The sequence below is a fragment of the Lachnoclostridium sp. An76 genome, from assembly GCF_002161355.1.
GTDB classification, from domain to species: domain Bacteria; phylum Bacillota; class Clostridia; order Lachnospirales; family Lachnospiraceae; genus Mediterraneibacter; species Mediterraneibacter caccavium.
Map to the genome: position 1 here is coordinate 18,536 of NZ_NFHL01000014.1, position 16,502 is coordinate 35,037.

At 52.1% G+C, this 16,502-nt stretch carries 9 protein-coding genes; all 9 read left to right on the forward strand.

Annotation, left to right across the window (positions count from 1 at the left end; genetic code table 11):
* Window positions 1-80: 80 nt before the first annotated feature.
* The 9 genes from B5G27_RS15390 (at window position 81) to dnaJ (ending at window position 16,299) form a co-directional block, all read left to right on the forward strand.
* On the forward strand, window positions 81-1,715 hold the full coding sequence (locus B5G27_RS15390) for an ABC-F family ATP-binding cassette domain-containing protein (RefSeq protein WP_087179731.1): 1,635 nt from the start codon (window positions 81-83) through the stop codon (window positions 1,713-1,715).
* A 30-nt stretch (window positions 1,716-1,745) separates the two neighbouring features.
* On the forward strand, window positions 1,746-2,729 hold the full coding sequence (holA, locus tag B5G27_RS15395; protein ID WP_087179732.1) for a DNA polymerase III subunit delta: 984 nt from the start codon (window positions 1,746-1,748) through the stop codon (window positions 2,727-2,729).
* A 21-nt stretch (window positions 2,730-2,750) separates the two neighbouring features.
* Window positions 2,751-4,565, forward strand: coding sequence for a translation elongation factor 4 (gene lepA, locus B5G27_RS15400; protein ID WP_087179733.1), 1,815 nt, complete (start codon window positions 2,751-2,753; stop codon window positions 4,563-4,565).
* Window positions 4,566-4,661: 96 nt separating this feature from the next.
* Window positions 4,662-5,867, forward strand: coding sequence for a radical SAM family heme chaperone HemW (hemW, locus tag B5G27_RS15405; RefSeq protein WP_087179734.1), 1,206 nt, complete (start codon window positions 4,662-4,664; stop codon window positions 5,865-5,867).
* A 146-nt stretch (window positions 5,868-6,013) separates the two neighbouring features.
* Window positions 6,014-11,029 carry a discoidin domain-containing protein gene (locus B5G27_RS15410; RefSeq protein WP_087179735.1) on the forward strand — a complete coding sequence of 1,672 codons (5,016 nt, stop codon included), beginning with the start codon at window positions 6,014-6,016 and terminating at the stop codon, window positions 11,027-11,029.
* 194 nt (window positions 11,030-11,223) lie between these two features.
* Entirely contained in the window at window positions 11,224-12,273 is a 1,050-nt protein-coding gene (hrcA, locus tag B5G27_RS15415; protein ID WP_087179736.1) for a heat-inducible transcriptional repressor HrcA, read from the forward strand.
* Between the two features lie 27 nt (window positions 12,274-12,300).
* Window positions 12,301-12,999 (forward strand): nucleotide exchange factor GrpE, encoded by a 699-nt coding sequence (gene grpE, locus B5G27_RS15420; protein WP_087179740.1) that lies wholly within the window; start codon window positions 12,301-12,303, stop codon window positions 12,997-12,999.
* A 76-nt stretch (window positions 13,000-13,075) separates the two neighbouring features.
* The gene (gene dnaK, locus B5G27_RS15425) at window positions 13,076-14,959 is read left to right on the forward strand and encodes a molecular chaperone DnaK (protein ID WP_087179737.1); all 1,884 of its coding nucleotides are present in this window, start codon (window positions 13,076-13,078) and stop codon (window positions 14,957-14,959) included.
* Between the two features lie 155 nt (window positions 14,960-15,114).
* Entirely contained in the window at window positions 15,115-16,299 is a 1,185-nt protein-coding gene (gene dnaJ / locus B5G27_RS15430; protein WP_087179738.1) for a molecular chaperone DnaJ, read from the forward strand.
* Window positions 16,300-16,502: the final 203 nt, after the last annotated feature.

A 16,502-nucleotide genomic window follows, 5' to 3' on the forward strand; every position in this document is an offset into this window, starting at 1 on the left:
GTGCATAAGTGCGCGCTCATGGCAGGGCAGCCTGCCGGATATCCTGGAAACAATTTTTATGACAGTAAGGAGATATAAGAATGATCAGTGCAAATAATGTGACGCTTCGGGTAGGGAAAAAGGCGCTTTTTGAGGATGTAAATATCAAATTTACAGAAGGCAACTGCTATGGCCTGATCGGCGCGAACGGCGCGGGGAAGTCTACGTTCCTTAAGATCCTTTCCGGCCAGCTCGAACCGACCAAAGGGGAAGTCGTTATCACTCCCGGTGAGAGGCTTTCCTTCCTGCAGCAGGACCACTTTAAATATGATGAATATACAGTGCTTGATACAGTTATTATGGGAAATGCAAGGCTGTATGAGATCATGAAGGAAAAAGAAGTGATCTATGCCAAAGAGGACTTCACAGATGAGGACGGGATCCGCGCCAGCGAGCTGGAGGCGGAGTTCGCGACCATGAACGGCTGGGAGGCGGAGGCTGATGCCGCGTCGCTCCTGAACGGACTTGGCATTGAGACAGACCTTCATTATAAATATCTGAAGGAGCTGACCGGCCCGGAGAAGGTGAAGGTACTCCTCGCCCAGGCTTTATTCGGCAACCCGGACATCCTGCTCCTTGACGAGCCGACCAACCACCTTGACCTGGATGCCATCGCGTGGCTGGAAGAGTTCCTCATCAATTTTGACAATACGGTCATCGTCGTATCCCATGACCGTTACTTCCTGAATAAGGTATGTACGCAGATCGCGGATATTGATTACGGCAAGATCCAGCTCTATGCCGGAAACTATGACTTCTGGTATGAGTCCAGCCAGCTCCTGATCCGTCAGATGAAGGAAGCGAACAGGAAGAAGGAAGAGAAGATCAAAGAGCTGCAGGAATTTATCGCGCGGTTTTCCGCCAATGCTTCCAAGTCCAAGCAGGCGACGTCCAGAAAGCGCGCCCTGGAGAAGATCCAGCTCGATGAGATCAAGCCGTCCAGCAGGAAATATCCGTACATCGATTTCCGTCCGAACCGCGAGATCGGAAATGAGGTGCTCACGGTGGAAGGCCTTTCCAAGACCATTGACGGGGAGAAGATCCTTGACAATATCAGCTTTACCCTGGGACATGACGATAAGGTGGCGTTTGTGGGAAGCAATGAGCTGGCGAAGACAGTGCTTTTCAAGATCCTGATCGGGGAGATGGAGCCGGACGAAGGTACTTATAAATGGGGTGTGACCACATCGCAGGCTTATTTCCCGAAGGATTTCGGCGGCGAATTTGACAGCGACTATACGATCACTGAGTGGCTGACCCAGTATTCTGAGGAAAAAGATGTGACTTATGTCCGCGGATTCCTCGGACGTATGCTGTTCTCGGGAGAAGACGGAGTGAAGAAGGTCAAAGTGTTGTCCGGCGGGGAAAAGGTGCGCTGCCTGCTCTCCAAGATGATGATCTCCGGGGCAAATGTCCTGCTCCTCGACGAGCCCACCAACCATCTGGATATGGAGGCGATCACCGCGCTCAACAACGGCCTGATCAAATTCCCGGGCGTGCTGCTGTTTACATCGAGAGACCATCAGATCGTGCAGACCACAGCAAACCGTATCATGGAGATCGTGCCGGGCGGACAGCTCATCGACAAGATCACGACTTACGATGAATACCTGGCAAGCGATGAGATGGCGAGAAAGAGACAAACCTATTCCGTACAGACGGAGGAGGAAGACTAAAGCCGTCCGGATGCTGTGTAGGAGAGGACAATGAAGAGTCTGAATGAAGATTTAAAGACAGGGAATTTCAAACAGATCTATCTCCTGTACGGGGAGGAGGCTTATCTGAAAAAGCAGTATAAGGAACGCTTCATCAAGGCCATGCTCCCCGAAGGGGATACCATGAATTATGCGTACTACGAGGGAAAGAATACGGACATCAAAGAGGTCATCGACCTGGCGGAGACGCTTCCGTTTTTCTCGGAGCGCAGGCTGATCGTGTTTGAAAATACCGGCTTTTTCAAGAATTCCGGCGCAGATATGGCGGATTATATCAGCGGCGGGATGCCGGATACGACGTATTTCATTTTTATAGAAAGCGAAGTGGACAAGCGCAGCAAGCTGTACAAGGCAGTAAAGGCAAAGGGACACATCGCGGAGCTGGGCGTGCAGGACGAGAACACGCTCAGGCGGTGGGTCCAGAGTCTTGTGAAAAAAGAGCATAAGACGATGGAACCGTCGGATATCGCTTACTTTCTGAATAAAGTAGGGACGGATATGGAGAACATCCTCAGGGAGATGGAAAAGCTGGTCTGCTATGCCATGGAAAGGGACACCCTTACAAGGGAAGATGTGGACGCTGTGTGCGTCACACAGATCACGAGCCATATTTTTGAGATGGTCAATGCGGTCGCGGATAAGAACCAGAGGAAGGCGCTGGATCTGTACTATGAGCTGCTTGCATTGAAAGAGCCGCCGATGCGGATCCTTTTCCTTCTGACAAGGGAGTACCGGATCCTCTTTCATGTGAAGGCACTCTTAAAGCAGGGATATGGGAGAAAGGAGATCGCCTCAAAGGCAGGACTCCATCCGTTTGCCGCCGGAAGATATATGGATCAGGCAAAGCGGTTCCATACAAAGGAACTGAGGGAGACAATGGAAGAAGGGGCAGATATCGAACAGCGGGTCAAGACGGGCTTACTGACAGACCATCTGGCAGTGGAGCTTTTTCTCGTAAAGCACTCCGCGCACTGAACCGGGATTGGAGGAAAGAAAGTGTCAGTTATAGATCAGAGTAAGATAAGGAATTTTTGTATTATTGCGCATATCGATCACGGAAAATCCACCCTGGCGGACCGGATCATCGAGATGACCGGGCTTCTGACCAGCCGCGAGATGCAGTCCCAGGTGCTGGATAATATGGACCTGGAGCGGGAGAGAGGCATCACGATCAAAGCCCAGGCAGTCCGTACGGTGTACAAGGCGGACGACGGGGAGGAGTATATCTTCAACCTGATCGATACCCCGGGGCACGTGGACTTTAACTATGAAGTCTCCAGGAGCCTTGCTGCCTGCGACGGCGCGATCCTCGTGGTGGACGCGGCGCAGGGAGTGGAGGCGCAGACGCTGGCAAATGTGTACCTGGCGCTGGACCATGACCTGGATGTGATGCCCGTGATCAACAAGATCGACCTGCCCAGCGCGGATCCGGAACGGGTCAAGGAGGAGATCGAGGACGTCATCGGCATTGAGGCGGACGATGCTCCGCTCATTTCCGCGAAGACCGGTCAGAATGTCCACGAAGTGCTGGAGCAGATCGTCAGGAAGATCCCCGCTCCGGAGGGAGATGCGGACGCCCCGCTCCAGGCGCTGATCTTTGATTCCAAGTACGACTCCTATAAAGGGGTGATCGTATTCTGCCGGATCAAACAGGGAACCGTGCGCAAGGGAACGCCGATCCTGATGATGGCCACCGGGGCAAAGGCGGAGGTCGTGGAAGTCGGGACATTCGGGGCAGGGCAGTTCATCCCCTGCGAGGAACTGGAAGCCGGGATGGTCGGCTACATTACGGCAAGCCTGAAGAATGTAAAAGAGACCCGGGTGGGCGATACGATCACCAACGCCCAGGTTCCGTGCGCAGAGCCGCTGCCGGGATATAAGAAGGTCAACCCCATGGTGTACTGCGGGCTTTACCCTGCGGACGGAGCGAAGTATCCGGACCTGAGAGATGCACTTGAAAAGCTTCAGCTCAATGATGCTGCCCTGCAGTTCGAGGCAGAGACATCTGTTGCCCTGGGATTCGGATTCCGCTGCGGGTTCCTGGGGCTCCTCCATCTGGAAATCATCCAGGAGAGGCTGGAGAGAGAGTACAATCTGGATCTTGTGACGACCGCGCCGAGCGTAATCTATAAGATCCACAAGACGAACGGGGAGGTCATTGATCTGACGAACCCGACGAACATGCCGGACCCGGCGGAGATCGACTATATGGAAGAACCCATGGTCAAGGCAGAGATCATGGTGACCTCTGAGTACATCGGCGCGATCATGGACCTGTGCCAGGAGCGGCGCGGGATCTACCAGGGCATGGAGTATATCGAAGAGAAGCGCGCGGTCCTCAACTACCATCTCCCGCTCAATGAGATCATCTATGATTTCTTTGACGCGTTGAAATCAAGGTCCAGGGGATATGCGTCTTTTGATTATGAGATGATGGGATACCAGCGCTCCGAGCTTGTGAAGCTGGACATCCTGATCAATAAAGAAGAAGTGGACGCCCTGTCCTTTATCGTATTTGCGGGAAGCGCGTACGAGAGGGGAAGGAAGATGTGCGAGAAGCTCAAGGCAGAGATCCCGAGGCAGCTCTTCGAGATCCCGATCCAGGCAGCCATCGGCAGCAAGATCATTGCCAGGGAGACTGTAAAGGCAATGCGCAAGGACGTGCTGGCGAAGTGCTACGGCGGCGATATCTCCCGTAAAAAGAAGCTGCTGGAAAAGCAGAAAGAAGGAAAGAAGCGCATGCGCCAGGTGGGGAACGTAGAGATCCCGCAGAAGGCGTTCATGAGCGTCTTAAAGCTGGATGACGACTGATACAGGGACAATCGGCGCATGGGCGGCACAGGCGCCGCCGCGCGGGAAAAGCGCCGGACTGAAAGATGTATACAGACCGGCGGGAGGAGCAGGAACGTGAAAAAGGAGTTGGAACTGTATGTGCATATCCCATTCTGTGTAAAAAAATGCGCGTACTGTGATTTTCTCTCCGGACCGGCCGGGGAGGCGGAGAAGGCAGCTTACACAGAGGCCCTTCTCCGGGAGATCAAAGGAAGAAGAGAGGCTTACAGGGATTACCGTGTGAGCACAGTGTTTCTGGGCGGTGGGACTCCCTCTGTACTGACAGGGGAGGAGACCGCCCGGATTTTTCATGCCCTGGGAGAGAACTTTGACATCAGCAGGGACGCGGAGATCACCATGGAAGTAAATCCCGGCACGGTGACCGGAGAGAAAGCGGCCGTGTGGAGGCAGTGCGGCGTCAACAGGCTGAGCATCGGGCTCCAGTCAGTGGATGACAGAGAACTGGAAATGCTTGGGCGGATCCATACGTTCCGCGAGTTCCTGGATACGTGGGAGATCGTAAGGAAAGCGGGATTCTGCAATGTCAATGTGGACCTGATCTCAGCGATACCGGGGCAGACAGAGGAAAGCTGGGAACGCACCCTCCGCACGGCGGCAGAGCTTGGGCCGGAACATCTTTCCGCGTACAGTCTGATCATAGAAGAAGGGACGCCGTTCTACGAAAGATACGGAAGCGGAGAAAAAGATCTATGTGGCGGCGCTCTTCCGATGCTGCCGGATGAGGATACGGAGAGGCGGATCTATCAGATGACAGAGGCTGTCCTGGAGGAGTACGGATATCACAGATATGAGATCTCAAATTACGCAAAGCAGGGATATGAGTGCAGACACAACCTCGGGTACTGGGAGAGAAAGCCATATCTGGGACTGGGACTGGGGGCTTCGTCCCTTGTGGAAGAACAAAGGTTTCACAATACTTCGGATATGAGAAAATATATGGAAATCTTCGGAGATCCGGTCTTAAGCCGGTCAGTGTGCGCGGGAGCCGGCCGGCCCGGACCTGCCGCTGAGGAGATAGAGGTGCTTACGACAGAAGATCAGATGGAAGAGTTTATGTTTCTCGGGCTGCGGAAGACAAACGGAATATCCTGCCGGGAGTTCCGGGAAAATTTCGGAAGAACAATGGAAGAAGTTTACGGAAACAAGATCAGGCGCTTTGATGGTCTGGGACTTATGAAAAGAGAAGGAGACCGGCTGCGGCTGACAGAACAGGGGATAGATGTGAGTAATTCTGTATTTGTGGAATTTATGATAAAATAATAATCCGATGCGGGACGTGCGGTAAAAAATATTAAAAGTACACAATAAAAATATTTGGAAAATATTGTTTGGCAATAATTTGTGTGATACAATAGATAATATTATTGAGAAAGTATGTAGAAAGCACAAACAAGGGGGACAGTTTTATGCAAAAGACGAAAGCATACGGAACATGTACACGGAGAAAGCGCAGAAAGAGTCTGCTCAGCTTTCTCTGCATTTTTACGGTTTTATGCTCAACATTAGTTACATTTGTACCGGCAGTCCGCGCAGAGGCGGCCGATTCCGATGCGCCTGAGCTTGAGAACCTGATCATTGACCGGGTATACGAGCTTACTCCGATGGGAGAGATTCCTGATGGGGTTACGGTCAATGACACCGGATTTGCGCCGGAGATCACAGAGTATGAAGGCACGGCGTACAGTTCGGTCAATGAGATAAAGGTATATCCTTTTGCCGAGTCAGATACCGCTGAGGTCCGGGTGAACGGCAGCGATCTGAACAATGAAGGATATTTTACAGTCGATGTGAGCGAACCGGGCAGCCATGAAGTTAAGGTGGAAGTATCTGACAATGGAGATACCACGGATTATACAGTGGATGTCGAAAAAGTGGATACAGATTACAGGGACCGCCGTCCTGTTGTAAAGAATGAAACGATCATGGATGCGCTCAGCGTCTCTACATCGTTTGACAATGAAGAACAGCTTCTGGAAGTCATGGAAAAGGACTATAATGTTGTCCTGCCGGAAAGCAGCAAAGCAGACGGTTCCTATGTGGAAACAGAAGAGAGTTATTGGAGCGTGCCAGGCGGAAGCCTGCCGGATGCTTCCGGGACTGACACACCTGTGGAGCTGTTCACAGTGGACCTTGGGGACACATACAGCGTCAGCCGGATCAGGGCGGCATTCGGTCCGTCCAATATGAATCTGTCGCAGAACCGCGTGCGGATTTCTGTAAGTACAGATGGTGAGACTTGGGAGACCCCTGTTACAAAAGGAAATATGAATACCGGCACACAGTATCATCAGAATGTGACCCGCTATGAGTTCGGAGTTTCCTATGACGCGAGGTACATCCGCTTTGAGGTGACGAACTGGCAGTTTGGAGATCAGAAAGATCTGCGCATATATCAGTTTATGATCTTTTATGACGCGGGAGAAGTTCCGGAGAAGCAGGATGCTCCGGAAGGGGCGGGCGTACCGCACCAGCACGAAGATCGGCATCAGTACCTTGCCAGCGGACAGGCTACGGTCGTGGAACGGGGACTTACCATGTCCGGCTGGACTCCGAGCAGCGGCTACGGACGAGGCATCCCCACGGCAGAAGAATCAGAGCAGTTCGGTTATGATGGACCGCTGTTTTATGACCCTGATTTTGAGAACCCGGACTACATGCTGTATAATCCGGATGCGTTATGGGGAATTGCAAAAGCTCCGTTTGGCGGAAACAACATGGCTTCCGCGGGAGAACCTGCGGATTTTATCCCGGAATCCATGAAGCCTTATATCGGTAATGCGATCAGTTTCTGCTTCGGAGATGAGGGAGGATACAGCACCAGCGAAGCCGAGGCGTTCGGCAAATGGTTCGACTGGACCCGCGAACACTATCCGGGAGTCATCTTACATACCAACCAGTTCCCGAACCAGTGGAGCCGCGCGAATCTTCTGGAATATTTCCGGATCGCGGAGCCAGACATGATATGCTGGGATGATTATTACGGCGATTCAAGCTGGGCAAACCCGTCGAGCATCAATCTCTCTAACGAGAACGTGCAGAAGGACGCGGCGCGCCGGCTGCTGAATCTTAATACATGGAAGTTATACAGGGAACTGGCTCATGGAGGCATTGACGGAACCGGATCCAAACCGATCCTGTTCGGGCAGTATCTGGATGCGTTTGCATTTAACCATTCCCAGTCCAATAAGAATCTGATCGTAAATACTTCGATCCTGTCCGGAGCGAAATGGCTGAACTTCTTCCGTCTGGAATATCAGTTTGACCGCGCTTATCTGTGGGATGAGGACGGCACGCCTACACGCGGGCTTCTGGAATGGGGGCAGATCATTGACCGCGTTCATGCTATTGATGATCAGCTGACACGTCTGAACAATGACTGGATCATGTTCAAGATGGGCACGATCGGGAATGAGGCGAATGCCTCGGCAGATGGTTTCCGCATGGGCAATTTTGACGATGAGTCCAGCAGCGATAAAAACCTGGAATACGGTCTCGCAGATGTGAGTGTGACAAGCCTTTCTGAGGCTCATGACGGAGGAACGGGAGATGTGGTGCTCGGCTACTACAATACGCTTCCCGGACTGTATGAGAGCGAGATCGCAGAATACTTTGAGGGCGCGACAGCGCCGAAGGCATTCATGATCATGAACGGTCTTGTTGCCGGCCAGGCTGAAAGATATAATCAATTCAATATTCCTGCAAGGGAAGCCGGATCGTCTGACAATACGCGCCAGGAGATCACGGTCACAGTGGACGCTGATTTTGCGGCGGAACACACACTGTATATGGTAGATAAAGATGATACAGACGAGAATGGAAGCGGAAAGATCAAAGAGGTCGAGCTCAGCGGCAACAGCTTTACCGTGACTCTGGGAGGCGGGGAAGCAAATCTTTACTTCTGGGATACAGATACAACAGCTTCTGCTGATTCGGCAGGGGAAGGAACTTATGCGTCATTTGCTTTTGATTCCCACAGCGAAACCTACTGGCAGCCTGCAGAAACATCCGAAACCTACACCGTGGCAAACACATTTGCTCCTTGTACGATCGATCAGGTGACGATCCTGGAAAAGGGCAGCGCTGTGAAAGAGTTCCATCTGGAATATCTGGATGCGAATGGTGATTGGAAGTCTTTCGGAGAAGCAGGGACCGAGATCGGCGCAGTGACGACAGTGGCGGCGGGAGAGCCTGTGAATGCGCAGGGAATCCGTCTGGTGATCACAGAGGCGGATGGGAATCCGGCTGTCTATGAGATCCAGGTGCAGGAAGCTGCCGCAGAAGACCCGGATCAGGTGAATACACTGCAGGTCAATGACAATACACTTGGAGACGGACTGTTCCGGTTCAGCTATGATGAGCTCTGGTCTTATAGAGAGACGGAGTCGAATGACGGCATGATGAGCGGATCTTATCCGATAGAAAATGACGGACATTTCTCTAACTGGGCAGATGCAGAGGCATCCTTCAAGTTCTATGGCACAGGCGTGGAGCTGAAGCTGCGCGCGGATCAGGCGTCCCATATCAGGGCAGCTGTATTTGACTCGGAAGGACATCAGATTAGAGACTGGACGGCCGGAACGAACAGCGGCGCGATCTTATTCAGCGATTTGGCAGAAGACAATGCAGTCTATACGCTGAAGATCCAGAAAGCAGACGCCAGCCAGGCGGGAATCGACGGCGCTGTGGTTACTTACAAGGGTGCGCTTCCCTCTTCCATTGAGGAAAGCAGCAGCACCGGAGCAGATGCGGTACAGGAATATGTAGATCAGCGGACAACCGAAGGGGATACGAATTATTTCACTTATGAGCCGGAGGCAGTGTCTAAACAGATGGGAACGGACAACAGCGGCTTTAACCAGGATGCAGATGAGGCAGACGGATGGGTGGAACATGTGCAGGATGCACAGTATCAGAATCTTGGATTTACCCGCACGAATATGGACGGCGCGGCTTACACATTGAATTTCTACGGCACAGGCGTACAGCTTTACAGCGGCGTTACACCGATGGGCGATACAACAGAGGGTATGGATTACGGCACCCTTACATTTGAGCTGGACGGAGAGCCGGTCAGCGCCCAGACGCTTGACGTAACAGATCTTGGCACGAACGGCAAGGTTTCTGCCCGGATGTGGACGGTTAATGTGCCGGACGCAGGAGAGAACGCGGATCATACATTGAAAGTTACAGTCAATGGCGGATACAGCCGTATCGACTATGCTGTGGTGAACCGCTATTGGGAAGAAGCAAAAGACGTGCAGGGAGCTTATACAGTCTCGGTAACTTCGGGGGAAAACGGAATCGCGCAGCTTCAGGGCCCGGAGAGAGTTCCGGCAGGCGGAAGCGCGGTAATCCTGATCTCGCCGGATGATGGATATGAGGTAGACAGCATCATTGTCAATAACGTATCGGTAACGGTTCCTGATGACGGACAGCTTGTACTGACAGATATCAGGGAAGACATGAATGTTCAGGTCACCTTCCGGACAGCTTCATACGATATCGTGCTGGAGAGCAGTGAAGGCGGAGCGGTTATTCCGAGCAGCCTGAAAGCGGAGGAAGGAGAGACCGTTACCCTTACTCCTGATGTATATGAGGAATATGAATTTGTCTCTGTCAGTGTGAAAGCGCAGGACGGAAGCACTGTTGAGACGGTAGTGGATGAAGAAACCGGCGTATATACATTTACTATGCCTGCTTCTGATGTGACGGTCAGCGGAACATTCCGGAAGATTGAGGCAGCAGATAAGACAGAATTGAAGAATAAAATTGAGCAGGCAGAACAGATCCTGAAAGATCTGGATCAATATGTAGATGACGCGGATGCAAAACAGGCATTTGAAGATGCTCTTACAAATGCAAAGGCAGTTTATGACAATGCAGATGCAGTCCAGGCAGAAGTGGATGAGGCTGAGAGTACTCTTGCAAATGCAATGAATGCCCTTCATAAAAAGGCAGATAAGAGCGGGCTGGAACAGCTGGTGGGCGAACTTCAGAAGATTGACCTGACGAAGTATACAGAAGAGAGCGGTCAGGTATTGTCTGACGCGCTTGCTGAAGCAGAAGATCTGTTGAATCAGGATCTGACAGAATCAGACCAGCAGCAGATCGCGGATATGATCGCGAAGCTGGAAGCGGCGAGAAATCAGCTTGTACCGGTGAAAGAAGATCCCGAGAATCCGGGAAGCGGCGGAGAGGATCCGGACAAGCCCGAGAATCCGGGAAGCGGCGGAGAGGATCCGGATAAGCCCGAGAATCCGGACAAGCCTGCAGATCCGGGCGAAAGCGGAGGAAAGGACAAGAATGACGGTTCTGCTGTGCCGTCCACCGGCGACAGCGCTCCGGTTATGGCAGCGGCATTCGTCCTGTTGTTTTCAGGCAGTGTTCTGGTGTTCGTTACAAAACAGAGAAAGATGAAATAAAAATACTGGCTGTCGAAAGACGGCTGGAAAAGCGCAGGGCGTTATGATCCGTAGAGATCATGATGCCCTGCGTAATTTTATCTGAAAAATCCAGAAACAGTGTTGACAAATGGAAATCCGGGTGCTATCTTAATATACGGAAGGTGTTAGCACTCGAAACAAGGGAGTGCTAATAGCGGAAAGGAGGCAGAACTGTGGCGGTCGATACATCGTTAAGTGAGAGAAAACTTATCATATTGAAAGCGATCATACAGAACTACCTTGAGACCGGAGAGCCGGTTGGGTCGCGTACACTTTCCAAGTATACGGAGCTGAATTTAAGCTCTGCTACGATCCGAAATGAAATGGCGGATCTGGAGGATCTCGGGTATATCTTCCAGCCCCACACATCAGCGGGAAGGATTCCTTCAGATAAAGGATACCGGCTGTATGTGGATATGCTGATGGAGGAGAAAGAGCAGGAGATTACCGAGCGGGAAGACGCAATGCTCGAAAAGGCTGACAAGGTCGAAAAAGTACTCCAGCAGGCGGCAAGAGTGCTTGCCTCGAACACGAATTACGCGACCATGGTCTCAGCGCCGGTCAACAGCCGCAATACTCTGAAATTCATCCAGCTGTCGCAGGTGGATGAGGAACAGATCGTGGCGGTCATTGTTCTCGGAGGCAATGTGATCAAGAATAAGATCATTGAAGTCGGTGAAACATTAAGTAATGAAAATCTGCTGAAACTGAATATGCTGCTCAACACTACATTGAACGGTATGTCGATCGACCAGATCACGCTGGGGCTGATCGCAAGGCTGAAAGAACAGGCAGGTATACACAGCCAGGTTGTAGGTCATGTGCTGGACGCTGTGGCAGAGATCATCCATGTGGAAGATGATATGAAAATCTATACCAGCGGAGCAACGAATATCTTCAAATACCCGGAGCTGAGCGACAAGCAGAGCGCTCAGGAGATCATCAGCGCATTTGAAGAAAAACAGCAGCTCGCAGATCTTGTGACAGAGACGCTCGCCAGCGAGAATAATCACGGGATCCAGGTTTATATAGGTGACGAGGCTCCGGTCAAGACAATGAAAGACTGCAGTGTCGTGACAGCCACATATGAGCTGGGAGAGGGCATGAAGGGAACGATCGGGATCATCGGACCGAAAAGGATGGATTATGAACATGTCATGAAGACGCTGAAAACTCTTCAGAGCGAGTTGGACGCGATATACAATAAAAACCCGAAAGAATAGAAAGGTGGAAAGCTGGTGAGTGACAGGATGAGCAATGAAGAGATGGTAAAAGAAGCCGTTGAGGAGGCAAAGGCAAAAGCCGCGCAGGAAGAAGCGCAGGCGGAGAATGCTTCCGAAGACGAGGAGGCTGCCGCAGAGACTGCGGGCAGTGACGAGGCAGAGGCAGCAGAAGACAGCAGTGCTGACGAGGCGGGAAAGGACGGGGAAGATCCGGACAGTGCCAACGAGGATGCAGGCGATGCCTCAAAGACAGAAAAAAAGAAACTTTTCGGAAAGAAGAATAAAAAGGATAAGAAAGACGAAAAGATCGATGAGCTGACGGACCGTCTGACACGTCAGATGGCTGAGTTCGATAACTTCCGCAAGCGTACGGAGAAGGAAAAATCCCAGATGTATGAGATCGGCGCAAAGGATATCATAGAAAAGATCCTTCCGGTCGTCGATAATTTCGAGAGAGGGCTTTCATCCGTGACAGAGGAAGAAAAAGCAACCCCATTCGCGGAGGGCATGGAAAAGATCTATAAGCAGCTCATGACTACGCTGGAAGCGATCGGCGTAAAACCGATCGAGGCGGTCGGAAAGGAATTTGATCCGGACTTCCACAACGCAGTGATGCATGTGGAGGATGAGGGATTCGGCGAGAATATCATTGCCGAAGAATTCCAGAAAGGCTACACATACCGCGACAGTGTCGTGCGGCACAGCATGGTAAAGGTAGCAAACTGACATTGAGCGCTTATCTTCATCAGACATTTACAATAATTGGAATATAAAAAAGAGTATTAAAAGGAGGAGCATTACTATGGGCAAAATAATTGGTATTGACCTTGGTACGACAAACAGCTGCGTGGCTGTTATGGAAGGCGGACAGCCGACAGTCATCGCGAACACAGAAGGCGCCAGGACAACACCGTCTGTTGTGGCATTCACAAAGACAGGGGAGCGTCTGGTAGGAGAGCCTGCAAAACGTCAGGCAGTCACAAATGCAGGCAGGACGATCTCTTCGATCAAAAGAGAGATGGGGTCAGATTACAAGGTAGACATTGACGGAAAGAAATATTCTCCGCAGGAGATCTCCGCAATGATCCTGCAGAAGCTGAAAGCAGACGCAGAAGGATACCTTGGAGAGAAGGTTACAGAGGCAGTGATCACAGTTCCTGCATATTTTAATGATGCACAGCGTCAGGCTACAAAGGATGCGGGCAAGATCGCAGGGCTGGATGTAAAGCGTATCATCAACGAGCCTACGGCAGCAGCGCTGGCTTACGGGCTTGACAATGAGAAAGAGCAGAAGATCATGGTATATGACCTCGGCGGCGGTACATTCGATGTCTCCATCATCGAGATCGGCGACGGCGTCATCGAAGTTCTTTCCACAGCAGGAAACAACCGCCTCGGCGGAGATGACTTCGACCAGAAGATCACAGATTACATGCTGGCAGACTTTAAGGCAAAAGAGGGCGTGGATCTGTCAGGAGACAAGATGGCTCTCCAGAGACTGAAAGAGGCTGCGGAGAAAGCAAAGAAAGAGCTTTCCAGCGCGACAACGACAAATATCAACCTTCCGTTCATCACAGCGACAGCTGAGGGACCGAAGCACTTTGATATGAACCTTACAAGAGCAAAATTCGATGAGCTCACAAGAGACCTTGTCGATAAGACGGCTGAGCCGGTAAGACGCGCTCTTTCCGATGCGGGACTTACAGCAGCTGACCTGGGCCAGGTGCTTTTGGTAGGCGGTTCCACACGTATCCCGGCTGTACAGGAAGAGGTAAAGAGACTGACGGGAAAAGAACCGAGCAAATCTCTGAACCCGGATGAGTGTGTTGCACTCGGCGCTTCCGTACAGGGCGGCAAGCTTGCAGGTGATGCAGGTGCTGGCGATATCCTTCTCCTGGATGTCACACCGCTGTCGCTTTCCATCGAGACAATGGGCGGCGTCGCTACAAGGCTGATCGAGAGAAATACAACGATCCCGACAAAGAAGAGCCAGATCTTCTCCACAGCGGCAGATAACCAGACAGCCGTTGATATCAACGTCGTACAGGGAGAGAGACAGTTCGCAAAGGATAATAAATCGCTCGGACAGTTCAGACTGGACGGTATCCCGCCGGCTCCGCGCGGAGTACCGCAGATCGAGGTTACATTCGATATCGATGCAAACGGTATCGTAAACGTATCCGCCAAGGATCTTGGAACAGGCAAGGAGCAGCACATCACGATCACAGCAGGCTCCAACATGTCTGACGCAGATATCGACAAAGCAGTGAAAGAAGCTGCTGAGTTCGAGGCTCAGGATAAGAAGCGCAAAGAGGCGATCGATGCGAGAAATGAAGCTGACGCAATGGTATTCCAGACAGAGAAGGCACTCAAGGATGTAGGCGATAAACTGGATGCTAATGACAAAGCGGCAGTAGAGGCAGATGTGCAGGCACTCAAAGACGTGCTGGCAAAATCAACTCCTGAGACAGCGGCAGACGCTGATGTGGCTGAGATCAAGGCTGCAAAAGAGAAACTGATGGAGAGCGCTCAGAAGCTGTTCACAAAGATGTATGAGCAGGCAGGCGCAGGAGCAGCAGGCGGCCCGAACCCGGGAGCAGGCGCAGGCCCGAATCCGGGAGCAGGTCCGGCACCGGACGGTTTCCAGGGAGATGACGTTGTAGACGGAGATTACAAAGAAGTCTAAACAGTATGATACGTGACGGGGAAGAAGAGATTGTCTCTTGACAATTCTCCGGCTGAAATAAACTGAGATAAAATTCTACGGGGCCGCATAAAAACGGCTTCGTAGAATTTTGTTAAGATTATAAGAAAGCGATTTTACGCAGTAGGAGACACTTTATGGCAGAGGCAAAGAGAGATTATTATGAGGTGCTCGGGGTAGGCAGGGATGCCGATGACGCGGCGATCAAAAAAGCTTACCGCGCGCTTGCGAAGAAGTATCACCCTGACATGAATCCGGGAGATAAAGAAGCGGAAAAGAAGTTTAAGGAAGCTTCCGAGGCATACGCAGTGCTGAGCGATGCTGAGAAGCGCCGCCAGTATGACCAGTTCGGCCATGCCGCGTTCGAGGGCGGAGCCGGAGGGGCCGGCGGATTCGGCGGCTTTGATTTCAACGGCGCTGATTTCAGTGATATTTTCGGCGATATTTTCGGCGACCTGTTCGGCGGCGGACGCAGGGGAGGACGTGCAAATAACGGCCCGATGAAAGGGGCGAATATCAGGAAGAGTATCCGCATTACATTTGAAGAGGCAGTGTTCGGGTGTGAGAAAGAGCTGGACCTTATCCTGAAGGATCCCTGTGAGGACTGCCACGGCACAGGAGCAAAGCCGGGGACATCCCCCGAGACGTGTACCAAATGCGGCGGCCGGGGGCAGGTGGTCTATACATCGCAGTCCTTCTTCGGGACCGTGCAGAATGTACAGACATGTCAGAACTGCGGCGGTTCCGGCAAGGTCATCAAAGAAAAATGCCCGAAATGTTCCGGCACCGGGTACACATCCAGTCGGAAACGGATCAAGGTGACCATCCCGGCAGGGATCGACAATGGCCAGAGCGTACGCATCCGCGATAAGGGAGAGCCGGGGATCAACGGCGGCCCGAGAGGCGATCTGCTCGTAGAGGTCAATGTCTCCAGGCATCCGGTCTTCCAGAGACAGGATGTGCATATCTTCTCCACAGTACCGATCTCCTTCGCAGTGGCAGCCCTCGGCGGGGACGTCAGGATACCGACTGTGGACGGCGATGTCATCTATACCGTAAAACCAGGCACAAAGACCGACACAAAGGTGCGCCTGAAAGGCAAAGGAGTGCCGTCGCTGCGCAACGCCCAGGTGAGAGGGGACCACTACGTCACCCTGGTCATCCAGACGCCGGAAAGACTGAGCGCAGAGGCAAAAGAGGCGCTGCGCCGGTTTGACGAACTTACGGGCAATACCCTGAATCAGAATACAGAGACAGGGGAAAAGGAAAAGAAGAAAAAGAAAGGCTTCATGGAAAAAGTGAAGGAGGCCTTCGAGGAATAAATCTGGATTTGTGTGGGAGCCGGACGATTGGTGAAACGTCCGAAAACCGTCGGTTTGATGCAGGACGTTTTCGCGGCGGGCGGGGATATGGCTCGGGTTCCGGTTCCGTAATCTGGGAAAGACGTAAAAGGGAGAAAGCGTGGCGTTAATTGTCCGGCGGAAGATTCGGCTCCGCCTCAGGCATCCGCCGGACAATTAACGCC